Origin of the sequence: Bradyrhizobium sp. AUGA SZCCT0431, from assembly GCF_018131065.1 — a bacterium.
GTDB lineage: Bacteria > Pseudomonadota > Alphaproteobacteria > Rhizobiales > Xanthobacteraceae > Bradyrhizobium.
The window spans coordinates 214,729-239,379 of sequence record NZ_JAFCLR010000005.1; the positions used below are offsets into that span (position 1 = coordinate 214,729).

Here is a 24,651-nt window from a genome sequence, read left to right on the forward strand (position 1 = left end):
TGGCCACCCAAACGATTTGACGAGGCCCGCATGCCCGCACCCAAGCCGCCTGCCTTTGAAACCCTGAGCCTGCATGCCGGCCAACGCCCGGATCCAGTCACCGGCGCCCGCGCGGTGCCGATCTACCAGACCACGTCCTACGTGTTCCAGGATTCCGACCATGCCGCCGCGCTGTTCAACCTGGAACGCGCCGGGCATATCTATACGCGGATTTCGAATCCGACGACCGCGGTGCTCGAAGAGCGGCTTGCGGCGCTGGAAGCCGGCGTCGGCGCGATCTGCACCGCAAGCGGCATGGCCGCGCTGCATCTGGCCATCGCCACCCTGCTCAATGCCGGCGACCATATCGTCGCTTCCTCCTCGCTCTATGGCGGCACCATCAATTTGCTCGCGCACACGCTGCCGCGCTTCGGCATCACCACGACATTCGTGAAACCACGCGCGCTCGACGAGTTCCGCGACGCGATCAAGCCGAACACAAAGCTTGTCATCGGCGAGACCATCGGCAATCCCGGCCTCGAGGTGCTGGATATTCCGGCGGTCGCGGAAATCGCCCATGACGCCAAAATTCCGCTGTTGATCGACAACACCTTTGCCACGCCGTTTCTCAGCCGGCCGATCGAGCTTGGCGCCGACATCGTGATGAACTCGGCGACCAAATGGATCGGCGGCCACGGCATCGCGATCGGCGGCGTCATCGTCGATGGCGGCCATTTTGATTGGCACGATTCCGGCAAGTTCCCGGTCCTGACCGAGCCCTATGCCGGCTATCACGGCATCGTCTTCGACGAGCAGTTCGGCCAGGCCGCCTTCATCATGCGCGCCCGCACCGAGGGCTTGCGCGATTTCGGCGCGTGCCTGTCGCCGACCAATGCATTCCAGCTGCTGCAGGGCGTCGAGACGCTGGGCGTGCGCATGGAACGCCACATGAGCAATACGCTCGCGGTGCTGGAATTCCTGAAGTCCAACAAGGCGGTCGAATGGGTGCTGCATCCCGCACTGGAAAATCACCCCGACCATCAATTGGCGCTGCGGCTGCTGCCGAAGGGCGCCGGTTCGATCGTCAGCTTCGGCATCAAGGGCGGCCGGCCCGCGGGCAAGAAATTCATCGAGACGCTGCGCATGGTCAGCCACCTCGCCAATGTCGGCGACGCCAAGACGCTGGTGATCCATCCGGCCAGCACCACGCATCAGCAGATGGACGCCGCGCAGCTCAAGGCCGCCGGCGTCGGCGAGGAACTGGTGCGGCTATCGGTCGGCATTGAAGCCGCGGCTGATATCATCGACGATCTCGGCCAGGCGCTCCGCGCATCGCAGAAGGTGTGAGCCATGCAACTGTCAGTGAAGGGCATCGATACGTTCATTGCCACCGGCGGCCGGCCGTTCGATCCATCCCTGCCCGCGGTCGTAATGCTGCATGGCGCGGGTTTCGATCATTCGACCTGGGCGCTGCACAGCCGGTGGTTCGCCCATCACGGCTATGCCGTGCTGGCGCCGGATCTGCCGGGCCATGGCCGTTCGTCCGGCAACGCGCTGCCGACGATATCGGACATGGCCGACTGGACCGCAGCGCTGCTGGATGCGGCCGGCGCGCCAAAGGCAAAACTGGTCGGGCACTCCATGGGATCGCTGATCGCGCTGGAAACCTCGGCGCGTCATCCGGACAAGGTTTCAGGACTCAGCCTGATCGGCACCGCCGCCACGATGACGGTCGGCCCCGACCTGCTCAAGGCCGCGGAGTTCAACAATCCCGATGCGATCGACATGGTCTCGATCTGGGGTCTTGGCTTCAAGGCCGAACTCGGCGGCAGCCTCGCGCCGGGGTTATGGATGCATCAGGGCGCCCAGCGCGTGCTGCAGCAGACCCGTCCGGGCGTGCTGTACAACGATCTCAACGCCTGCAATTCCTACGAGGGTGCACTCGCGGCAGCAGCGGCCGTCAAGGTGCCCGCGACGTTCATTCTCGGCGAGCGCGACATGATGACGCCTGCGAAAGCCGGCAAGGCGCTGGCGGCGGCAACGCCGAATGCGCGCGTCGTGGTGCTGCCCGGCGCCGGCCACATGATGATGGTCGAAGCGCCGGATGAATTGCTGGCGGCATTGCAGCAGTAGTCGCGCTCGAATAAAGGTCGCCTTTTCCTTCTCCCCTTGTGGGAGAAGGTGGCATAGGCGGCCTTCGGCCGCCGTTCTTAGAACGCCGATGCTTCGCATCGGCTATGGCGCCGGATGAGGGGTCTTTATCCTCATCCCAAATCTTAGCGTGAGGAGAGAACCCCTCACCCGTCTTCGCTTCGCGAAGCCACCCTCTCCCACAAGGGGAGAGGGAAAAAGAGCTACTGCCTCGCCGCAGGCTTCCGTTCGACCGGGTGAATATCCATCGCCCGCAACCTTCCCATGCGCAGCACGTCCATTTCGAGCTTGCGATCGATGCGGTCGCGGTCGAGTGCGCGGATCAGGTCGTCGACGCCGTTGATCTCGACGCCGTCCAGTTTGATCACGACATCGCCCGGCAACAGGCCGGCCTGCGCCGCCGGGCTATCAGCCTCGATCTGCGCCAAAAGCGCGCCCATTGTGTTGTCGACACCGGCCACCACCGCATGCCGCCGCGGAATCGGCGCGGTCTGGCCGGACACGCCGATATAGGCGCGTCGCACATAGCCGTGGCGGATGATCTCCGACAGCACGAACTGCGCGGTGTTGCTGGCGACCGCAAAGCAGATGCCTTGCGCGCCCTGAATGATCGCAGTGTTGATCCCGATCACCTCCGCCGCCGACGACACCAGTGGCCCGCCGGAATTGCCGGGATTGAGCGCGGCGTCGGTCTGGATCACGTCCTCGATGGTCCGCCCGCTCACCGAGCGGATCGAACGTCCGAGCGCCGACACCACGCCCGCGGTCACCGTCGATTCAAAGCCGAGCGGATTGCCGATCGCGACCACGAGCTGGCCGCGGCGCAGGCTTTTTGAGTTGCCGAGCGAAGCATAGGGCAGGTCCCGTGCACCGTCGGCGCGCAGCAGAGCGAGGTCAGTATCAGGATCGACGCCAAGCACGTGCGCGTCGGTGACAAAACTTTCGGTATCCCGCAACCTGATCTCTTTCGACGATCCGACGACGTGGCTGTTGGTCAGCACGAAACCATCGGGCGAGATGACGATGCCCGACCCGAGCCCGCCGCGCTCCCGCGCGGTGCGCACTTTAGGGCCGGTTTCGACGCGAACGACGGCCGGCCCGACGCGTTCGGTCACGCCGATCACGGCGTTGGAATAGGCGTCCAGCAGGGCCTGGTCACTATCGGGGGCGTGTTCGGTCGCGCGCGATGACGATCCGTCATCGGCGTTATCTGGGGTAAAATCCAACATGGCGAATTCCTTCGCCCGTCAGATGGTTACGGGATTACCTTGCCGCAAGAGCCTCAACCTCCGCGCAAACCTGCCCTGAGGCTTACGTGGCCCGCCGCAAGTTCGGCGGCTTCGTCTTGACTGGATCGAGCAGCGACCAGTCGCCCTGTTCCAGCGTGTAACCTTGCGGGAATGGCGCGCGGAGCTCCAGCCCGAGCGACCGCAGCACACGATCGTCGCGGTAATAGCATTGCAGCACGACGCGAACGAGGGTTGCTGCCGCAGCTCCGCCCGATGCACGGAATTCCTGCGCCACCGCATCGCGCCGCGCCGGATCGAGGTCCGCGAGCGGCTTGCCGGCAAGCCGCGCGAGGTGGTCGAGCGCCTCTCGTACCAGTGCGGTGTCGCGCCCGAGCGTCGCCAGCATGTCGGCCTGGATCGCGGGATCGTCGGCGCCGGGCACCTTGTACTCGTCGCTGGCGGGAATGATCATCGCCGCGACGATGCGCAGATCGTCGCGCTGGGCTGAGGTCAGTTCATTGGGTGCGGACATGGCGGCCTCAGTCGAAGAGATTGGCAAGACGTTGTTTCATCTGGTCGGCGACGTAGAGCGCGATCGCCTGGATGGTCGAGGTCGGGTTCACGCCGCCTGAGGTCACGAACACACTGCCGTCGACGATGAAGAGATTCTTCACATCATGCGACCGGCCCCATTCGTTGACCACCGAGCGCGCCGGATCGGTCCCCATGCGCGCGGTGCCGAGCAGATGCCAGCCGCCCCACGGGATCGGGTCGTTGATGCAGAGGTCCGTGGCACCCGCGGCTTCGAGAATTTCCTTACCCCGCGCCAGTCCGTGCGCCATCATCCTCCGGCTGTTTTCGCTGATCGTGTAGTCGATCTTCGGTGCGGGAATGCCGTGGCTGTCCTTCAGCACGGGATCGAGCGTGACGCGGTTGTGTTCCTCGGGCAGATCCTCGCAAATCGCAGAGACACCGAGCCGATGGCCATTGAGCTTGCGGAAGACGCGGTGATGATCCGCACCCCACGGCAAGATGCCCTTCTGCTCGCTCGCGACGGCTTCGAACACCGGCCCGGCCCCGCGGCCGAACTGGATGCCGTAGCCGCGCACGAAGCCGCGCAACAGATCGGTGTCGTAAAACTCCTTGCTCCAGAGGCAAGTTGGCGGCGCGCGGTTAGAGTCGGTCGGCTCCTTCACGAAGCCGTAGATTTGCGCATAGGGATGGAACATCAGGTTCTTGCCGACCAGGCCGGACGAATTGGCGAGGCCATTCGGAAAACGGCCGGAGACCGAATTCAAGAGCAGCCGCGGCGTGCCGACGCCGTTGCAGGCGATGATCACAACCTCGGCGGGCTGGAACTGCTCGACACCATCCTTGTCGTAGTAGACGACGCCCGAGGCCATGCCGTGCTCGTTGGTCAGGATCTCACGGACGCGGCAATGGGTTTTCAGCTCGACGCCGGCACGGATCGCGTGCGGCCAATAAGTGATGTCGGTTGACGCTTTTGCGCCTTGCGCGCAGGCCGGCGTGCAATGGCCGAGATTGATGCAGCGCGCCCGGCCCTCGTAGTCCATCGTCGCGACCGTGGTGTCCGACGGCCACCAGTGCCAGCCAAGCTTGTTCATGGCCTTGCCGATCAGCGGGCCGGAGAGCCCGAGCGGCTGCGGCGGCATCGGCGGGCGCGTCAGCGGCGAACGCGGGTCGCCCGATAGGCCCGAGACGCCCATCATCCGGTCGTTTTCTTCAAAGAACGGGGTCAGCGCGTCGTAATCGATCGGCCAGTCGTCGGCGACGCCGTCGAGCGTCTTCACCTTGAAATCGGACGGATGCAGCCGCGGCCAATGCGCGGTGTACATCACCGTCGAGCCGCCGACGCCGTTGAAATTCACCACCTTGATCGGCGAGTTGTCGTCGTTGATCGGGTAGTCCTCGGGCCGACCGCGAATGTTCGGGCTGGTCGACCAGTCGCCGTAGAATTTTGCTTCCCAGTCACGCCCGGTGCTCGGATATTCGGAAGAATTCATCCAGCCGCCCTGGTCGAGGCAGAGAATATGCATCTTGGTATCGGCTAGGCTCCAGGCGACGGCTGCGCCGGAAGCACCGGCGCCAATTATCAGGACGTCAACGGGATCGTTCATTCGGGTTCCTTGAAAGTCTCTCTTCCGTCATTGCGAGCGAAGCGAAGCAATCCATTCTTTCTTTTTGTGGGAGCATGGATTGCTTCGTCGCTACGCTCCTCGCAATGACGGCCTAATCCACAATCCTTACCGGCAGCGCACGGATGCCGCGGATGAAATTCGAATAGAGCCGCTGCGGCGGACCGACCATCTCAAAACGAAGGTCCCTTGCCAACACTTCCTCCCAGAGAATCCGGATTTGCTGTTCGGCGAGCCGGTCGCCGACGCAGCGATGGATGCCGGCGCCGAAGGCGAGATGTTGCCGGGGTTTGGCGCGATCGACAATGAATTCGTCGGCGCGATCGATCTTGTCCTCGTCGCGATTGCCGGAGATGTACCACATCACGACCTTGTCGCCTTTTGCGATTCGGCGGTCGGCCAACTCCACATCGTTGCGCGCGGTGCGGCGCATGTGCAGCACGGGCGTGTGGTAGCGGATGGATTCGGAAACGAGATTGGGTATCAATTCGCGCCGGCTGCGCACCAGATCGAACTGCTCGGGGTTTTCGACCAGCGCCATCAGCCCGCCGGTCATGGAATTGCGCGTGGTGTCGTTGCCGCCGACGATCAAAAGCGCAATCGTCCCGATGAATTCGCGTGCCTGCAGATTTCGGGTCGCCGGCGAATGCGCCAGCATCGAGATCAAATCGAAGGTTGGTGCGGCGTCCGCGCGGGCATCCCATAATTTGCGGAAATATTCGCCCATTTTGGTGAGTTCGGCGATGCGTTCCACCGCCGAATGCACGACGGCGTCTGATGCCTCGATATTGGCGATCGCGACATCGGACCACCAGGTCAGCCTCTCGCGGTCCTCCCAGGGAAAGTCGAACAGCGTCGCCAGCATCATGTTGGTGAGATCGGTCGAGACCCGCGCCACCCAGTCAAACGTCTCGTGGCGCGGCAGCGCGTCCAGCACGTCCGAGGTCCGCTTGCGGATCAGCGCCTCGAGGTTGGCGAGGTTTGACGGCGCCACGATGGGAGCAACGGTGCGGCGATGCGCGGTATGGCCCGGCGGATCCATCCGGATAAAGTTGGCAAACTCCTGGCCGAGCGGCTGATCGGTGATCTGGATACCGCCGAGTTCCGAGCTCGACGAATAATTCTCGTGGTCGAGCTCGACGGCAAAGATGTCGTCGTAGCGCGTTACCGACCAATACGGCCCGAACGGCGAGGCCTCACAATAATGCACGGGATCGTCGCGGCGCAGCTGGGCGAATAGCGGCCGCCAATTGTCGTCCTGGTACAAATGGGGATCGCTGACGTCGATCGAGGCCAGCTTGCGCAGCGCCTGGGCCATCGTGTCCCTCCCCTGTTTCCGTCGCCGCTTGCCGGGCGCTCCTGCCTTCGACGATAGGGGCAGACATGGCCATGAGTAAAGGCGCGAGAGGCCGCCCGGCGGCAAACCTGCAACCCTGCCACGCGTCCAGGCGGGGTTTGTCCACCGGCGCAAGAACAGATAGTTTTGGTGCCAAGGACATACATTGAGAACAGACTTGGGAGCAACGCCGATTCCGGATCTTGACGTCATCATCATCGGCGCCGGCCTTTCCGGCATGTACCAACTCTACCGGCTGCGCGAACAGGGCTTGCGCGTGCGCGTATTCGAGGCGGGCACCGATGTCGGCGGTACCTGGTACTGGAACCGTTATCCCGGAGCACGCTTCGATTCCGAGAGTTATTCCTATGGCTATTCCTTCTCCAAGGAGTTGCTGCAGGAATGGGACTGGTCCGAGCATTTTGCAGGCCAGCCGGAAACATTGCGCTACTGCAAATACGTCGCCGACAAATTCGGCCTGCGCCGGGACATCCAGTTCGAAAGCCGGGTCACGGCCGCCCATTACGAGGAAGAAACCCGGAGCTGGACGATCACGCTGGAAGACTGCAGCCGCTTCACCTCCCGCTTCCTGATTACGGCGATCGGGCCGCTCTCGACGCCTACGCTGCCGCGAATCGAAGGTCTTGGCGATTTCAAGGGCGCATCGTTCCACACCGCGCGCTGGCCCAAGGAGCCGGTGGATTTCACCGGCAAGCGCGTCGCTGTCATCGGCACCGGCGCAACCGGCATCCAGACCATCCAGACCATCGCCAGCCAGGTCGAACATCTGACGGTGTTCCAGCGGACGGCGAATTGGGCAGCGCCGCTGCACAACGGCAAGATCGACGCCGAGACGCAGAAGAAAATCAAGGCCGGCTATCCCGAGATATTTGCCCGCTGCCAGGAGACTTTTGCCTGCTTCGTCCACACGCCTGATACGCGCGGCGCGTTCGAGGTGTCCGACGAGGAGCGCGAAGCCAACTATGAGCGGCTCTATGGCGAGCGCGGCTTCGGCATCTGGCAGGGGAATTTCAGGGACATCCTGATCGACCGCAAGGCGAATGCGACGATCAGCGATTTCGTTGCACGGAAAATCCGCCAGCGGGTAAAAAAACCTGAGGTCGCCGAGAAGCTGATCCCGAAGAACCATGGGTTCGGCACACGGCGGCTGCCGCTGGAGACGTTTTACTTCGAGGTCTACAATCAGGACAATGTCGAGCTGGTCGACATCAAGGAGACACCGATCGAGCGGATCACGCCTGCGGGCATCAAGACCAGCGCGAAGGAATTCGAGTTCGACATCATCATCTATGCGACCGGGTTCGACGCGCTCACCGGCAGCTTCGACAAGATCGACTTCCGCGGCGTCAATGACGCGCGGCTGAAGGAGAAGTGGAAGCACGGGCCGCAGACTTACTTAGGCATCATGGTCCACGAATTCCCCAACATGATGATGCTGATGGGGCCGCACACCGCGCTCGGCAACATTCCGCGCAGCATCGAATACAGCGTCGATTGGGTGACCGGGCTGGTACGCTTTGCGATGGACAATAAATTGACGCTGATAGAAGCGACCACGGCCGGTGTGGATTCATGGACCGATCACGTCAAGGCGCTCGGCGTCGGGCTGTTGTCCAACGAGATCGATTCCTGGATGACCGGCATCAACTCCAACGTCGAAGGCAAGCAAACCCGCATCATCGCCCGCTACAGCGGCAGCGCCCCGGCCTATCGCGCGCGGTGCGACGAGGTCGCTGCGAAGGGATATGATGAATTGAAGCTGGGGTAGTTTTCTAATGTCGTCCCGGCCTTGAGCTCAGATGCGCAATTGCGCATCGGGGGACCCATACGCCGCAGCGCCAATTGTTTTCGCACGCTGTTCAACGGCGTCGCTTCAACAATAGATGACCGGGGTTATGGGTCCCGGCTCAAGGCCGGGACGACGCGGAGAGATTTGCGTAATCACCACGCATCGATACACGGCCGCTTGCGGCCGCTGCGCGACTCCGGCTTCGGCACCGAGCGCAGCCCCGACATGATCCAATGCCTGGTGTCAGCGGGATCGATCACCTCGTCGATCTCGAGCACGGAGGCTATCGAGACTGCCTTGCCGTTGGCATAGAGTTCGGCGACCTTGGCCTTGTAGTATTTCTCGCGCTCCTCGGGATCGGCGATGGCTTCCATTTCCTTGCGGAAGCCGAGCCGCACATAACCTTCCAGGCCCATGCCGCCGAATTCGCCGGTCGGCCACGCCACCGTGAAGAACGAGGCATGGAAGCCGCCGCCGATCATGGCCTGCGCGCCGAGTCCATAACCCTTGCGCAGCACGATGCCGAACAACGGCACGGTGAGGCTGGCGCCTGTCACGAACATGCGCGCCACGTGGCGCACGATCGCGGTCTTTTCGGCCTCGGGCCCGACCATGAAGCCCGGCGTATCGCACAGCGACACGATCGGAATGTCGAAGGCGTCGCACAGCTGCAGGAAGCGCGCCGCCTTGTCACCGGCCGCAGCATCGATCGCGCCGCCAAGATGCTTTGGATTGTTGGCGATCAGCCCGAACGGTTTTCCCTCGATGCGGATGAACGCCGTGATCATGCCGACGCCGAAATCGCGGCGGATTTCCAGTACCGAGCCCTCGTCGGCGAGGAGGTCGATCACGGTCCTGATGTCGTAGACCCGCAGACGGTTCTCCGGGATCGCGCGCCGCAGCAGCCGCTGGTCCGGCGCCTTCCAGTCCGTCACCGTACCCTGGAAATACGACAGATATTTTTGCGCGGCGGAGGTTGCTTCCGCTTCGTCCTCGACCAAGATATCAATCACGCCGTTCGGCGACTGGAACGACACCGGGCCGACTTCGGCCGGATGATAGACGCCAAGCCCGCCGCCTTCGATCATCGCCGGCCCGCCCATGCCGATCGAGGCGTTTTTGGTGGCGATGATCACGTCGCAACAGCCGAGCATCGCCGCATTGCCGGCAAAGCAATAGCCGGAGACGACGCCGATGACAGGCACCAGTCCCGACAGTTTTGCGAATTGCACAAAGGACGGCCCGTCGAGGCCGGTCATGCCGAGCCGGTCGGTATCGCCGGGACGGCCGCCGCCGCCCTCGGCGTAAAACACCAGCGGCATCCGCCATTGTTCGGCGAGCCCCAGCATGCGGTCGATCTTCTTGTGGTTCATATGACCCTGGGTGCCCGCCAGCACGGTGTAATCATAGGAGATCACCATGCAGCGGGCGCCTTCCGCGCCGAATTTTTCCGCGTTCACGGTGGCGACGCCGGAGATCAGGCCGTCAGCCGGCGTGTTCTGGATGAGGTCGTCGACCTTGCGCCGCCGACGCTGCGCCGCGATCGCGAGCGAGCCATATTCGACGAACGATCCTTCATCGACGAGCTGCGCGAGGTTTTCGCGCGCCGTGCGCTGGTTGGTCTTGCGACGGCGCTCGACCGAGGCGGGCCGGTTCTCGTCCAGCGTGATGGCGTGGCGCGCGATCAATTCGGCGAGGTCAGGGCGGATGTGGTCGAGATCGACATCCTCTTCTTCCGCGACGTCATGCGCATCGATCTCGGCCGGTTCGAGAAACAGGATGGCCTCGTCCTGCATCAGGGTGACGCCGGCGTCGGCAGCAATCTTCGTTACCTTGCCGCCGTGCGGCGCGGTCACCAGATGCTCCATCTTCATGGATTCGAGCACAGCAATTTGCTGGCCCGGACGGACGAGATCTCCTTCCCGCACCTCGATCGCAACGATCGTACCCTGCAGCGGCGCCGGTACCGGGACGGAGCCGGCCGGACCGGCTGACCCGGCCGAGGCTTCGCGGGCCTCGGGGATGGTTACGGCAGCGCCCGCTTCCAACAACTCGGGCGCGGAAAGATCGTTCGCCGCGTGGACCAATGCGGCGACATGGGTATCGATGAAGCCGGTATTGATCCGGTTGGCAACGAAATCCGGATGCGCCAGCACCGCGCCGAGGAACGGGATATTGGTCGCGACGCCGCCGATGCGGAATTCGCGCAACGTGCGCGTGGCCTTCTGCACCACATCGGTCCAGTTCGGGCCGGTCGCATGCACGATGACCTTGGCGAGCAGCGAGTCGAAGGCGGCACTGGTTTTGTAGCCGGAACAGCCGAACGTATCGACGCGCACACCGGGGCCGGCCGGCAGATCGAACATCGAAAGCGTGCCGCCGGTCGGCTTGGTGACGCCGTTCTCGTCCATCACTTCCATGTTGACGCGCAGCTGCATCGCATAGCCGCGCGGTTTTGGAATATAGGCCTGCGCCAGGCCGAGCGAGCCCAGCGTGGCGCCGCCGGCGACCGCAAGCTGCGCCTGCACCAGATCGACGCCGAGCACCTCCTCGGTCACGGTGTGCTCGACCTGCAGCCGCGGATTGGCCTCGATGAAGGCGAAAGCCGGCGCATCGCCTTCGGCGTCGCCGTCGACCAGGAATTCGAAGGTGCCGAGATTGTCGTAGTTTGCGGCGCCGGCGAGTTCCCGGGCGGCGTCAATGATCCGCGTGCGCAGACTGTTGCTCAGGGACGGGCTCGGCGCCACCTCGATCAGCTTCTGGTTACGCCGCTGGATCGTGCATTCACGTTCCCACAGATGGCTGATCGCGCCATGGTGGTCGCCGATGATCTGCACTTCGATATGGCGGGCGTTGCGAATCAGGCGCTCGACATAGACGCCGTCGCTGCCGAAGGCCGCTTTGGCCTCGGACTGGCAGCGCGCATAGGCCTCTTCCAGCCTGGCGGTGTCATCGACGATCCGCATGCCCCGCCCGCCGCCGCCGGCGATGGCCTTGATCATGACGGCGCCACCGGCGCCCAGCGACGCGAAGAAGTCCTTGGCCTGATCGAGCGTCGTCGGGCCGCTGGTACCCTCGATGATGGGCACGCCAGTCTCTTTTGCCAGCGCCTTGGCCTTGGCCTTGTCGCCGAACAGATCCAGCGCCTCCAGCGACGGGCCGACGAAAGTGATGCCCTCTTCCGCACAACGCCGGGCGAGCAAGGTGTTTTCGCTGAGAAAGCCGTAACCGGGATGCAGTGCATCGCAGCCGGTGGCTTTGGCGGCGGCGACGACGGCTTCGATATCCAGATAGGCCCGCGCGCCCCGCCCCGGGATTTCATGCGCCGCGTCGGCCGCGCGGACATGCAACGACAGCGCGTCGTCGGCGGGGTAGATCGCGACGGTGGCAAGGCCGGTCTCGCCCGCGGCCCGCGCGATACGAATGGCAATCTCGCCGCGATTGGCGATCAGGAGTCTATTGAAAGGCATAAGAACTTCCGCAAAAGGATTATCGATCCTTCATGGTCGGATCGAGCACGATACGCAAGGACTCTCCCAGCGCATTGAATGCCAATGAGACCACCAGAATGGCAAGCCCCGGGGCATACATCTGCTCCGGCGCGATTTCCATATACTGATAGGCGCGGGCCAGCATGGCGCCCCAGCTCGGGTTTGGCGGCTGGATGCCGAGCCCGAGGAAGCTGAGGCTGGCCTCCGCCAGCAGCGCTGCCGCCAGCAGCAGCGTGACCTGCACGATCACCGGCTGCAGGGCGTTCGGCAGCACGTGCTTCCACAGGATATGCCAGGCCGGCGCCCCAAAACACCTGGAGGCGTCGACATAGAGCTCCTGCCGCACGATCAGCGTCCGTGCGCGGACGATTCGCGCCAGCGCCGGGAACATCACGATGCCCACGGCAATCATGCCATTGGTGAGGCCGATGCCGAGCGCGCCGGTGACAGCGATCGCCAGCACGATCGCCGGGAATGACAGGAACGTATCGATGATCCGGCTGATGATGTCGTCAGTCCAGCCGCCGAAGAATCCGGCGGCCAGCCCGACCGGCAGGCCGATCGCAACCGCGACGCTGACCGCGAGCAGGCTGGCATACACCGTTGCCGGCGCGCCGTAGATCAGCCGGCTGAAGATGTCGCGGCCGAGATCGTCGGTGCCGAGCAGATGCCCGGGCCCCGGGGCCGCCAGCATGTTGTTGGCGTCCTGCGCGGTCGGCAGATAGGGCGCGATCCAGGGCGCGCCGATTGCGACGATCACCAGCACCAGCAGCACCAGGATTGCGAGCGCGGCGCGCAGATCACCCGCCAGCCAGCGGAAAAACCGCCGCAGCCGGCTCGGCTGCACCAGTCGTTTGGGGGGTTCGAGCGCCAAATCCGTCATTGTTCGATCCGGGGATCAACGGCCGCGCACAGCAGGTCCGCAATCAGGTTCACCAGAATGACCACAATCACCATCGTGAACACCACGCCCTGCACGATCGGAAAATCGCGCTGGATCGCGCCGCGCACGATCAGGCTGCCGAGGCCGGGAATCGCAAACACGGCTTCAATGACCACAGTCGCCGCCAGCATGCGGTTGACCAGGATGCTGATGATCGTGAACAGATTGACGCTGACATTCTTCAGCCCGTGCTGCCACAGGATGCGCGTCATCGAGAGGCCCTTGGCATGCAGCGTCCGCACATATTGCGACGACAGCACTTCCAGCAGCGAGCCCCGCAACTGCCGCGCCACCTCGGCCATGCCGTAGGCGGCAATCGCAATGCCCGGCAGCAGCGCATGCCGGATCGCCTCGATGGGCGAAACGCTGAAGGATTTCGCGCCGGTCGCCGGCAGCCAGTTCAGCTTCAGCGAAATCTCGGCGACAAGAATCATCGCCAGCCAAAAGCCGGGAATCGCGACCCCGAGCGAGGCGATCATGCTGACCGTCTTGTCGACCCAGCCATCGGGCTTGATCGCGGCGATCACGCCCATTGGAATTCCCGTGACCAGCGCCAGCACCAGTGCGATCGCCACAATCAGAAGCGTGTTGGGAAAGGCCCGCGAGATCGAGGTCGCGACCTTCTCGCCCGTCAGCAGTGATTGCGAGAGGTCGCCTTGCACGACATTCGCCAGCCACGCGCCATACTGCACCAGGAACGGCCGGTCGAGACCGTAGATCTTCCGGATTTCGGTAATGCGGGCGTCGGTCGCGTTGTCGCCGGCCAGCGTCACCGCGATGTCGCCGGGCACCAGTTTGAGCAGCGCGAACACCATGAACGTCGCGAGCAGGATCACGGGCAGCGCCTGCAGCAGGCGCCCGCCGATGACCCTTGCCGGACTCCGTCGCGCCATACCGTTAGCTCTCCAGCCAGACGTCGTCGTATTTCGGCTTACCCAGCAGGTTCGGCCTGTAGCCCTGCACCTTCTTGTTCATGGCGACCAATTCGAACTGGAACGCGAGCGGCGCCACGAAGGCGTTTTCCATCACCAAACGCTGCACGGTCGCGAACGCCTTGCGGCGCAGCTCGATGTCTTCCGACGCCCGCGACTCCTTGATCGCGGCTTCGAGCTCCGGCGGCACCGCGCCCCGGCCGCCATTGTAATAGGCGTCCTTGGTGAACATCAGCGAATAGGTGAGGCTCGGATCGGGCCGCCCGGTCCAGGCCGCGAGAATGCCGGAGCCGCGCTTCTCGGCGCCGAAGAACGCGGCGGAGGCTTCCGCGATCGGCGCATTCAAGAAGCGCACATTCATTCCGGCCTTGCGGAACTGCTCGATCAGGATCTCCTGGCGCTGCACCGAATCCTGATCGGGATAGCCGACCAGCTCGATCGGCAAGCCGTCCTTGAAACCGGCTTCGGCGAGCAGCTTCTTCGCCTTGTCGGGATCGTGAGGATAAAGCCCGGCGACCGACTTGTCGTAGGCCCAATGCGCTTTCGGCAAGTTCATGTAAGCGGGCTCGGCCAGGCCTGCGAGCGCCGCCTTGACGAAGGTTTCGCGGTCGATCGCGAAATTGAAGGCCTGCCGCACCTTGATGTTGTCGAACGGCGGTTTTGCCCAGTTCAGGAAGATCTGGAACACGTAGAGCGTCGGACCGTTGAAGATCTTGATGTTGCTGGCGCGCTCCACGATCGCCTTCTGCCGTGGCGGCAGCTGGTACATCAGATCGTTCTGGCCGACGGTCACCGAACGTGAGCCGGTCGTCAATTCCGGAATGATCGAGAACTCGATACCGTCAGGGTAAGGACGGTTCGGCTTCCAGTATTTCTCGTTGCGCTTGATGACGATCTTCTCGCCGTCCGCCCAGCTGACGAAGGCGTAGGCGCCGGCGCCGACCGGCGTGCGCGCGACGTTGCCCGCTGCACTGGCCTTGACCGCGGCCGGCGATACCATCATGCCGGCGCGGTCGGAGAGAATGCCGGGCAACGCTGCGTCGGGTGTGCTCAGCTTCAACGTGAGCTGCAACGGACCGGTCACCGCAGCCGATTCCATCGCGGCAAGATCAGCCTTGATGTTGGATTTCGGATCGCTCTTGTTGCGCTCCAGGTTGAACTTGACGGCCTCGGCATCGAGCGGCGTACCATCGTGGAACGTCACACCGGAGCGGATGTTGAGCACGAGTGTGGTCGGGTCCGAAAAGCTCCAGCTCTCGGCGAGGCCGGGCTTCGGCTTTAGCGTCTCGAAATCCCATTCCGTCAGCGTGTCGTACATCGTGAACAGGAAGGCATGGTCCGAACCGGCGCCGCCGGTTGCGGGGTCAAGGCTCGACGGATTAGCAGGCGCCGAGATGCGCAGGATCCCGCCGCGCTTCGGCGCGCCTTGCGCGAATGCGTGGCCGCCGAGGGTTGCACCAGCCAGCGCGCCCGATATCAGCGCCATTACCTCGCGTCGCGTCGTCTGTGTCATGGCAATTCCTCCGGCGGTTTTTTGTTAGTTCGGTGAAAAATTCGGGCGGTGGGCGAAATGGCAGGCGACCCAGTGATCGGGCATCAGCTCGCGCCAGTCCGGCGTCTTTTCGGCGCAGACGGCTTGCGCATACTGGCAGCGGGTACGAAAGCGGCATCCGGACGGCGGATCGATCGGGCTTGGGATTTCGCCCTGCAGGACGATCCGATTGTTGCCGCGCATGGTCGACGGCAGCGGCCGTGGCTCCGCGGACAGCAGCGCCTGGGTATAGGGGTGCAGCGGCCGTTCGGAGACTTTTTCCGTCGGCCCCAATTCGACAAAGCGACCAAGATACATCACGGCGATGCGCTCGCTGATGTGGGACACCACCGCGAGATCGTGGGTGATGAAAACGTAGGTAAGCCCGAGATCGCGCTGCAGTTCGGCGAACAGATTGAGCACGTCGCCGCGGATCGACATGTCGAGCGCGGCGACCACCTCGTCGCAAACGATCAGTTTGGGGCGCAGCGTGAGCGCGCGGGCAATCACCACGCGCTGCTTCTGGCCGCCGGACAGCTGGTGCGGATAGCGCTCGCCGAGGTCCTGCGGCAGACCGACCCGGTCCATCGCCTCATGCGCCCGCTGCAGCCGCTCGGCCTTCGATCCTGCGCGCGCCAGTTCGAGCGGCTCCAGCACCGACGATAGTATCGTCATGCGCGGGTTCAGCGCGGCATTCGGGTCCTGGAAGATGATCTGGTAGTCGCGGCGATGGCTTTGGAACTGCTGCCGCGGCATCGCCAGCGGATCGACGCCATTATGCAGGATCGCGCCGCCGCTGGGTTTCAGCAGGAACACCAGCGCACGGCCGATCGTGGTCTTGCCCGATCCGGATTCGCCGATGATGCCAAAGGTCTCGCCGCGGCGAACGTCAAAGCTGACGCCGTCGACCGCCTTCACGATGGCGCGGCGATCGGTGGTTTGAAAGCCGACCTGCAGGTCGCGCACCGAAACGATGGCGCTATCGGCGGCGTGCGGCGTCATGGGTTGGCCACCATCGCAGCGATCGGTGCCGTCGCCGCGTGCTGCAAGGCACCGGGCAGATCGAGTTCGCGAAACCGCCAGCATCGAACCTTGCGGCCGTTGCCGGCATCGAGCAGCGCCTGCTCTTTCTCGCAGCCTGCGATCGCATGCGCGCAGCGCGCCTTGAAGCGGCAGCCGTTGGGCATGTCCATGATCGAGGGCACCCGGCCCGGGATCGACGGCAGCTTGCCGTGCCGCGGGCTCAGATGCGGCAATGAACGCAACAGCCCGGACGTGTAGGGATGCAGCGGCCGGACCAGCGCGTCATCCACCGCGGCGTCCTCGATCACCTCGCCCGCATACATCGTAATCATTCGCGTGCAGGTCTCGGCGACGACACCGAGGTCGTGCGTGATCAGCATCAGCGCCGTATTGGAGGTTTCGCTGAGGTCGCGCAACAGTTCCAGGATCTGCGCCTGCACGGTGACGTCGAGCGCCGTGGTCGGCTCGTCCGCGATCAACAGTTGCGGCCCGCAGATCAGGGCCGCCGCGATCATCACGCGCTGGCGCATACCGCCGGAAAGCTGGTGCGGATAATCATCGATACGGCGCTCGGGCGAAGCAATGCCGACCCGGCGCAGCATATGAAGCGTCCGCTCCCTCGCCTCTTCCTTGGTGACGCCGGTATGAACGCGCAGCGTCTCGGCGATCTGATGGCCGACCGTAAACACCGGATCGAGCGCGCTCATCGGCTCCTGAAAGATCATCGCAATGCGCCGGCCGCGGATCGCCCGCATCTCCCGGGTGCTGCAGGACGCCAGATCGGTGCCATCGAAGTGGATCGATCCGTCGAGCCCGGCAAGGTTGTTCGGCAACAACCGCAGGATCGACAGGCCGGTGATGGTCTTACCGCAGCCGCTTTCGCCGACAATGCCGACGCGCTCGCCGGGGGCGATGTCGAAATCGATCTTGCGGGTCGCCTGCCAGACGCCATGCGAAGTCTTGAAGCGGATGCCGAGGCCGCGCACCGACATCAGCGCCTGCGGGCCGCCCGCAACCGCTTCCGATCCGCGCTGTGCCGGCTGGGCCGCTGCCATCAACCCGCCGCCCGCTTCTTCTCTTTCACGAGCTGTTCCTCCATCAGCATCTCGGTTCCGATGATGCCCTCGCGGGCCAGCTGATCGATCTCGGCATCGGAAAGCCCGAGCAACCCGCCGAGTATTTCCTGATTGTGTTCGCCGAGCGTCGGCGGCGGCGTTCGGATCGGAAACGGTCTTTCGCCTTCGCGGAACGGCATCGAGGGCTGCGGATGTTTTCCGATGAACGCACGGTCGATTTCCTGGATAAAGCCGCGCGCATGCAGCTGCGGATCCTGCAGCAGCTCCATAGGCAGCCGCGCGACGCCTGATGCGATGCCCGCCGCCTGCAACGCCGTCATCGCCGCTTCCGGGTCGCGTGCCGACGTCCATGCATTGATAGCGGCCTCGATCTCGCGCTCGATGGCACGCCGTCCCACCGCCGTCTTCAGCCAGGCATCGGTGGCCCAATCGGCGCGGCCGAGCAGCTTCGCAAGCCTTGGCCACACCGCATCGCTGGAAACCGCGACCACGATCCAGTTGTCGGCGCCGGCGCAGGGGAAGCAGCCATGCGGTACGAAATCCGGATGGCGGTTGCCGTACCTGACCGGCTCCTTGCCGTCGATCGAATGCGCCACGATCCAGGGCGCCGCAAACGGCATCATGCATTCGATCTGCGCCAGATCAATGAACTGGCCCTTGCCGGTGAGCCTGGCGTGGATCAGCGCGGTGAGCACCGCGGCGCAGCCGTTCAGTCCGCCGACGGCATCGCCGAACGCCGTGTGGCTCATGACCGGTGGGCCATCGGGATCGCCGACCACGCTCGGCAGGCCCGAGCCTTGTTCAAGTGTCGAGCCATAGGCGCGGCAATCGCGGTGCACGCTGCCGGCGCCGAACGCCGACATCGACATCATGACGAGCTTCGGATTGAGCTTGCTCAGCACCTCATAGCCGAGCCCGAGCTTTGGCAGCACCTCGGCGGAATAATTGTCGACGACAACGTCGGCATCGGCCAACAGCCGTTTTGCGAGATTAAGGCCCTGCGGCCGCGTCAGGTCGAGCGTGATGCCGCGCTTGTTGCGGTTCATGATGCAGTAGCGCACCGATTTCTCGTACATCTGCTCGAGAACATAGGCCGGACGCCGGTCTACCCCACGCCACCAATCCGGATATTGCGTGGCCTCGATCTTGATGACGTCGGCGCCGAGATCGGCCAGCGTGCGCGTGCAGATCGGGCCAGCCCAGCCCATCGAGAAATCGATCACGCGGATGCCTTCCAGCGGCAGGCGGTCTGATCCCTGCTCTGCTGGCACCGGCACGCGTTTTGCGGCCTCGCTGACATGCGCGCAGCCGAGCATTTGCTCGCCGATATCGGGAACCGCGCCGCCGCGACGTGGCGGTGTTCCGGTCAAGCGTTGCGTCGAGCCCGCCGTAAAGCCGGTTTCGTCGCCTATCATGATCGGCACGATCGCGCCACGCACCTTCTTCTCTTCGTCGGCGATGAGGTCGCCGACATCGGGTACCGGCACGATCGGAATCTTGCGGCGCAGGCTCTCGGCGAACCATTCCTGCGCGGTGCGCTGTTTCAGCCGCGGAATGATCTTGGCCTCGATGTCAGCAATATGCTGCAGGCGATCGACGCCCATGGACAGCGCCGGATTGTCGCGCAATTCCGGCAACCCCACCATCTCGCAAAACGACCGCCATTGCGCCGGAGTTACCGTGGTGACGCCGAGCCAGCCTTGCCTGGTTTCGTAGATGCCGGCCGGGAACGTCGGCCAGAACCTGTTAACCCCGATGCGCCGCATGATGTCGCCATGTACGAACGACTCGAACATGATGTATTCGGTCACCGCGATGCTGGATTCGAAGATGCTCAGGGAGTTCGCCCGTCCCCGCCCGTCCTGCATTCGGCCCAGCACCGAGGAAGCCGCCGCGATTAAACCCCAGAGGCCGGCGAAGATGCCGGTCTGGAAATCCGGCGCGTGCATCGGCGGCCCCTCAACCGACCCGACCAGCTTTACCAGTCCGGTCAGCGCACGAATCGTCGAGTCCGTCGCTTCAAATTTTGCATACGGCCCCTCACGACCGAACCAGCTTATGTCGAGATGAATAAGGCCGGGGTTGCGCTGCTTGATCGCTGCGAGATCGACGGCCGGACAGTTCGCCGCATCGATGTCGCGGCCGTCGAGCAAAATGTCGCACGCCGCGATCAGTTCGGTCAGGCGCGATGAAGCGTCGGCGTCACTGCAATCGAGCGCCACGCTCGACTTGTTGAAATTAAGAAACGCAAACCAGGCGCTGTGTCCTTTCGGCGTCAACGGCGCGGTGCGGCGAATCGGGTCACCCGCGGGCGGTTCGATCTTCTGAACGGTCGCGCCGAAATCGGCGAATAACCGGGCGCAATAGCTTGTCGCCGCCGCGCTCCCAATCTCGACGATCCGCAGATGCGACAACGCGCCCATCACGCTTCCTCATGGCCAAACGACCGGCGTCATGCGCGCGCCGGTTCAGTTTTTTATTGCTGACCATGAAACCTTGCCCGCTTGTCGATGCAAGCGGAATTTTCTTCCGTGATACGGAATACGTTTGAGCGACGAAGCGCTCAGTTGCAATGCAGTTGCGCTTCGAACCAGTTTTGAAGCGAAGCCGAAAGCGGCGGCCACGCGCGTTGAAAGCCAGAAAGCTTGCCGGCATTGGCACGGTAAATGCCACGCAACTCCGTTTCGATCGCGGGAAGGTCGACGCCGGTGCAACGGCCTTCGCTGACGATCCCGCGTCCGTCGACAACCACCTCGCGTAACAGCGACGCGTTGCCTCTCGCGAACAGCAATTCAACCGGATCAACCGGCATGATCTGGTCGCGATCGAGGCGATCGAGATCGATGGTAACAAAATCTGCCGGAGCGCCGGGCGTCAACGCGCCCGTTCCTGGCGCGCCGGTCGCCTTGCGGCCATTGGCGACGGCAAGACCAAAAAACTCAGCTGGCGTCCAGGTTCGCTTGAAGCCGAGGCCACCGTGGAACATCTGCACCAGCCGCATCTCGCGCAGCACGTCGTCATCCTCATCCAGCGCCAGACCATCGACGCCGACCGCAATGGCACAGCCGCATTGGTGCGCGGCGGCGATCGGCGCGAGGCCCGAACGCAAATGCATGTTGGAACTGAAATTGGTGACGATACGCGCTCCGGACGCAGCGATCACCTCGATCTCGTCCGGCCGCGCATGAATGCAATGCGCGAGAGTCAGTCTGTCAGACAGAAAACCGATGTCGCGGAGGTAGCGAACGATACCGTCAGGGAAATGTGCATCCGCCCAGGCGCGTTGATAGATCGTTTCCAGCAGGTGCATGTGGATCCGGCGGCCGGTCAGCGCCGAATTTTCGGCGACCGCCTCGAGCAGCGGCCTTGAACACCACTGCACACCCGCCGGCCCCAACTGCACGTCGACCTTGGGGCCAGCGATCGCCGACGCGATCGCATCGGTGAGGTCGATATAAGCCTTGGGCGACATCGGCGCACGGACGAACAGTTCCTCGATCGTCTTGCGATCGTCGCTCGACAATTCGGACAGCACCGGCTCGCCATCGCCATAGACGATTGGATTCTGGTCGCGCACCGCAAGGGCGAACGCGATGCGGATGCCGACATCGGAGGCCGCCCGCGCGATCACGTTGGCTTCGTCGATCAGCGGCATGGTCCCGCTCGGCCGCGTGTAATGCACCATCATCGAAGCGCACCCTGCCCGCGCCGAACGCGCCAGCGCGGAGGCCGCGGTGAGATAGGGATCGACGGGTGTGCCGAGCGCGGATCGTAGGATCCAGCTTTCCAGCGGCATCCCGATCGCGCCAAAGGATGACGCGGTCGGCCGCGCGTGGTCGTGGGCGTTGACGAAGGCGGGAAGGATGAGGGAGCGCGGGCCAGTCGCGGGCGGCATTCCCTCATCAATGGAGGTGATCAAACCACCGTTGTGCCGCAGCACGGCGTTTTCGAGCAGACCGCGGTCAGGACCGGAGAACAGGTTGTGGGCGGTAACTGCTATAGGCATGATAGCACTCCGTCGTCATTGCGAGCGTAGCGAAGCAATCCATGCTTCCACGCGGGGAAAGATGGATTGCTTCGTCGCTTCGCTCCTCGCAATGACGTGGTTAGTTCGCGGTGTATTTTAACTCCCTTTCAGCGCGCGGCGGCAGGAATTCGCGCGAGAATATTTCCGACGCCGCCGGCGCCCGGGCAAGCTGATAGCCTTCGACGATGATGCCGATGGCGCGCGTCATGCGGTCGTCCTTGACGTCGCCGACGCCGATTTCCTTCATCTCGGCCGAGACGATCAGCTTGTCGAAGGAAAATTGCAGCCGGCGCTTTTCGACGTCGACATTGATCAGATTGTCGTAGTTCAGCGCCGCCTTCATGCCGGCGTTCTGGTCCTTTGCGACCGCGATCATGCCCTTGTTGACGGCGCGGACGAGCCCGGCGACCGCCTTCGGATTCGACGCCAGCAGCTTGCGCGATACCATCACGCCGTTGGAATAGAGGTCCAGACCGTAATCACCGAACGAAAACCATCTGTAATCCTTGTCCGGATCCTGGCGGTTCAGCACCAGGTTGAAGTAACTGGTGATGTTGAACACCAGCGCGGCGTCGATATCGCCCTTGATCAGCATCGGTTCCTGCAGGTTCGGCGCCATGTTGGAGATCTTGATCTTCTCGCCTTCCAGCTTGTTCTTCTGGGCGAACACCGGCAGGAGCCGCGTGGTCGGCGTGCCCTGCGCGCCGCCGAGCGTATGGCCCTCGAAATCCTTGATGGTTTTGATGGCGCTGGAGTTCTTGGTCACGATCGCAAACGGCGGCTGGTTCCAGATCATGTAGACCATCACCGGCGCGTCCTGCGGCTTGGTCGAAGCGTTCTGGATGATGGCGTTGACGTCGCCAAAGCCGGCGTCATAGGCGCCCGACATGATGCGCGTCACCGTCGCACCCGAGCCTTCGCCCTGGTCGATCACGACGTTGAGGCCCTCTTCCTTGAAGTAACCATTGTCCTTGGCATAGAAAAACGCAGCGTCGCTGCCTTGGGTTTTCCAGCCCAGCGTGAACTTGATGGTGGTTTCCTGGGCGTTCGCGGCGCCCGCGAACAAAGCTACTCCCAACAGCGCGGCGCTTACTTTCGTTAACATCGTGAACCTCCTCGATTGGGTTGGATGGCGTTTGGTGAAATCGTCATGTCGCGATCAGGTCGTTCTTGCGGGTGGCCCAGCCGGTGACGCGGCCCTCGATCAGCGAAAAGATCACGTAGAGCGCGACGCCGAGGCCGGCGAGCACGAACAGGCCGGCGAACACCAGCGGCACGTTGAAATTCGAGGACGCGGTCATCATCACGTTGCCGATGCCGCGGTTCGACGCCACGGTCTCCGACAGCACAGCGCCGACAAAGGCGTAGCTGATCGCAACCTTCAATGACGCAAAGAAGAACGGCATCGTGCGGGGTAGACCGACATTCCAGAGGATGTCGAGCTTGCTGGCGCCGAGCGCTTTCAGCACGTCTTCGAGTTCGGGTTCGGTGGTCGCGAGCCCCGTTGCGATATTGACGACGATCGGGAAGAAGCAGATCGACAGCGCGGTCAGCACCGCCGGCACCGAACCCGAGCCGAACCAGAGCACGAAGATCGGAACGACAGCGACTTTCGGGATCGACGAGAATCCGACCAGCAGCGGATAGGCCGTGTCGTAAGCCGTCTTGGAAACGCCGATGACGGCGCCGAGCACCACGCCAAGTCCGACACCGAGAACGAAGCCGATCATCGTCGTCGCCAGCGTCTGCAGGATATGCGGCCACAGCAGCGGAAATTTCTGGTAGAGCGTGACGAAGACTTCCGACGGCCGCGGCAGCACCAGATCGGACATCCCGGTCATCACGCAGAACAATTCCCAGGCGACAAAGAAAAGCACGATCAGTGCCGCCGACCAGGCTTTTTGTCTGACATCGCTTGCCGTCATGAGGCCGCTCCCTCGGCTGGCGCGCTGCGCGCATCGACAATGAAAGTGCGCAGCTTCTGGTTCAGCGCCACGAAGTCAGGCTCGAACGTCATCGCCACCGTGCGCGGGCGGCTGAAGGTGACCGGGCTGTCGTCGACGATGCGGCCGGGCCGCGCGCTCATCACGCAGATGCGGCTGGCCAGGAAGCCGGCCTCACGCAGATCGTGCGTCACCAGCAGCACGGTCGCCTTGTGCGTCATCCAGAGCTCTTGCAGGATCGACCACAATTCCTCGCGCGTGAACTGGTCGAGCGCGCCAAAGGGTTCGTCGAGCAGCAGCATGCGCGGCTCATGGATCAGCGCACGGCACAAATTGGCGCGCTGGAGCATGCCGCCGGAGAGCTGCCAGGGATAACGGCTGCCAAACCCCTTGAGGCCGACCTGCTCCAGCAGCGCATTGGCCTTGTCGCGGAATTCGGTCTTGCGAAGCTTTCGAAACTGCGACCGAAACGGCTCGACGATCTTGAGCGGCAGCATGATGTTCCGCTCGATCGTCATCCAGGGCAGCATGGTCGGATTCTGAAACGCCATGCCGACGCGTAGCGCCCGCGCCGCGACTTCCCGGCCACCGACGATGACGACGCCGGTGGTCGGCTGAACCAGCCCGCTGGCCAGCCGCAGGATGGTCGACTTGCCGCAGCCGGACGGGCCGACCAGCGCGACGAACTCGCCGTCGGCAATCCGAAGCGTGGTTTTCGACAGCGCCGGCACCGCGCGTTCGCCCCGTCCAAAAGTGACGGACGCGTCCGACAGCTCAATTGCGATGGGTGCAGCGGGGGCCGGAACGGGCGCCCCGGAGAATTCCGAATCTGGTTGCATGCGCATCATGGCTGGAAGTGCATGCAAGCCGGATGCCAGCAAGACTCGCGTTTGAAATCAATGGGATCACAAAAGGACGCGCAAACCAGCGGATTCCTTTTAGGCAATCCGGCCGCCAAACTGCATGCAATTCAGGCGCTCAATTGTCGCCCATTTGTGCTATGAGGGCGCATTCGAAGCACTTC

Annotated in this window: 18 protein-coding genes; 3 read left to right on the forward strand and 15 right to left on the reverse strand. The window is 63.5% G+C overall.

The genetic code is table 11. The features are described from left to right. Window positions 1-30 precede the first annotated feature (30 nt). Window positions 31-1,326, forward strand: a complete 1,296-nt coding sequence (locus tag JQ567_RS06775) for an O-acetylhomoserine aminocarboxypropyltransferase (protein WP_212438086.1) — start codon at window positions 31-33, stop codon at window positions 1,324-1,326. A 3-nt stretch (window positions 1,327-1,329) separates the two neighbouring features. Beyond that, window positions 1,330-2,112 carry an alpha/beta fold hydrolase gene (locus tag JQ567_RS06780; protein ID WP_212438087.1) on the forward strand — a complete coding sequence of 261 codons (783 nt, stop codon included), beginning with the start codon at window positions 1,330-1,332 and terminating at the stop codon, window positions 2,110-2,112. Window positions 2,113-2,333: 221 nt separating this feature from the next. Here JQ567_RS06780 and JQ567_RS06785 read toward each other — a convergent pair whose 3' ends face one another. From JQ567_RS06785 to JQ567_RS06800, 4 genes are all read right to left on the reverse strand, one after another. Further along, window positions 2,334-3,359: a S1C family serine protease gene (locus JQ567_RS06785; protein WP_212438088.1), complete on the reverse strand. Its 1,026-nt coding sequence runs from the start codon at window positions 3,357-3,359 to the stop codon at window positions 2,334-2,336. An 82-nt stretch (window positions 3,360-3,441) separates the two neighbouring features. Next, window positions 3,442-3,891 carry a hypothetical protein gene (locus JQ567_RS06790; protein WP_212438089.1) on the reverse strand — a complete coding sequence of 150 codons (450 nt, stop codon included), beginning with the start codon at window positions 3,889-3,891 and terminating at the stop codon, window positions 3,442-3,444. Between the two features lie 7 nt (window positions 3,892-3,898). Next, a complete protein-coding gene (locus tag JQ567_RS06795) occupies window positions 3,899-5,497 on the reverse strand; it encodes a GMC family oxidoreductase (RefSeq protein WP_212438090.1) in 1,599 nt (532 codons plus the stop codon). A 112-nt stretch (window positions 5,498-5,609) separates the two neighbouring features. Beyond that, the gene (locus tag JQ567_RS06800) at window positions 5,610-6,833 is read right to left on the reverse strand and encodes a cytochrome P450 (RefSeq protein ID WP_212438091.1); all 1,224 of its coding nucleotides are present in this window, start codon (window positions 6,831-6,833) and stop codon (window positions 5,610-5,612) included. A 196-nt stretch (window positions 6,834-7,029) separates the two neighbouring features. Between JQ567_RS06800 and JQ567_RS06805 the strand changes: the two genes are divergently transcribed. Beyond that, the gene (locus JQ567_RS06805; RefSeq protein ID WP_249165288.1) at window positions 7,030-8,640 is read left to right on the forward strand and encodes an NAD(P)/FAD-dependent oxidoreductase; all 1,611 of its coding nucleotides are present in this window, start codon (window positions 7,030-7,032) and stop codon (window positions 8,638-8,640) included. A 173-nt stretch (window positions 8,641-8,813) separates the two neighbouring features. Here JQ567_RS06805 and JQ567_RS06810 read toward each other — a convergent pair whose 3' ends face one another. From JQ567_RS06810 to JQ567_RS06860, 11 genes are all read right to left on the reverse strand, one after another. Then, entirely contained in the window at window positions 8,814-12,131 is a 3,318-nt protein-coding gene (locus JQ567_RS06810; RefSeq protein ID WP_212438092.1) for a carboxyl transferase domain-containing protein, read from the reverse strand. Between the two features lie 19 nt (window positions 12,132-12,150). Beyond that, window positions 12,151-13,035, reverse strand: coding sequence for an ABC transporter permease (locus tag JQ567_RS06815; RefSeq protein ID WP_212438093.1), 885 nt, complete (start codon window positions 13,033-13,035; stop codon window positions 12,151-12,153). Further along, on the reverse strand, window positions 13,032-13,988 hold the full coding sequence (locus JQ567_RS06820) for an ABC transporter permease (protein WP_212438094.1): 957 nt from the start codon (window positions 13,986-13,988) through the stop codon (window positions 13,032-13,034). Before JQ567_RS06820 ends, JQ567_RS06815 begins: the two co-directional genes overlap by 4 nt. A 4-nt stretch (window positions 13,989-13,992) precedes the next feature. Further along, complete coding sequence (locus JQ567_RS06825) at window positions 13,993-15,540, reverse strand: ABC transporter substrate-binding protein (protein WP_212438095.1); 1,548 nt, start codon at window positions 15,538-15,540, stop codon at window positions 13,993-13,995. 24 nt (window positions 15,541-15,564) lie between these two features. Then, entirely contained in the window at window positions 15,565-16,560 is a 996-nt protein-coding gene (locus JQ567_RS06830; protein ID WP_212438096.1) for an ABC transporter ATP-binding protein, read from the reverse strand. Then, entirely contained in the window at window positions 16,557-17,636 is a 1,080-nt protein-coding gene (locus JQ567_RS06835; protein ID WP_212438097.1) for an ABC transporter ATP-binding protein, read from the reverse strand. The genes JQ567_RS06830 and JQ567_RS06835 overlap by 4 nt, the downstream gene beginning before the upstream one ends. Further along, entirely contained in the window at window positions 17,636-20,080 is a 2,445-nt protein-coding gene (locus tag JQ567_RS06840) for a CaiB/BaiF CoA-transferase family protein (RefSeq protein WP_212438098.1), read from the reverse strand. The genes JQ567_RS06835 and JQ567_RS06840 overlap by 1 nt, the downstream gene beginning before the upstream one ends. Window positions 20,081-20,220: 140 nt before the next feature. Next, window positions 20,221-21,663, reverse strand: coding sequence for an amidohydrolase family protein (locus JQ567_RS06845; RefSeq protein WP_212438099.1), 1,443 nt, complete (start codon window positions 21,661-21,663; stop codon window positions 20,221-20,223). 100 nt (window positions 21,664-21,763) lie between these two features. Continuing rightward, on the reverse strand, window positions 21,764-22,789 hold the full coding sequence (locus JQ567_RS06850) for an ABC transporter substrate-binding protein (RefSeq protein ID WP_212438100.1): 1,026 nt from the start codon (window positions 22,787-22,789) through the stop codon (window positions 21,764-21,766). Between the two features lie 43 nt (window positions 22,790-22,832). After that, window positions 22,833-23,609, reverse strand: coding sequence for an ABC transporter permease (locus JQ567_RS06855; protein ID WP_212438101.1), 777 nt, complete (start codon window positions 23,607-23,609; stop codon window positions 22,833-22,835). Then, entirely contained in the window at window positions 23,606-24,472 is an 867-nt protein-coding gene (locus JQ567_RS06860; protein ID WP_409363579.1) for an ABC transporter ATP-binding protein, read from the reverse strand. Before JQ567_RS06860 ends, JQ567_RS06855 begins: the two co-directional genes overlap by 4 nt. Between the last annotated feature and the right edge of the window lie 179 nt (window positions 24,473-24,651).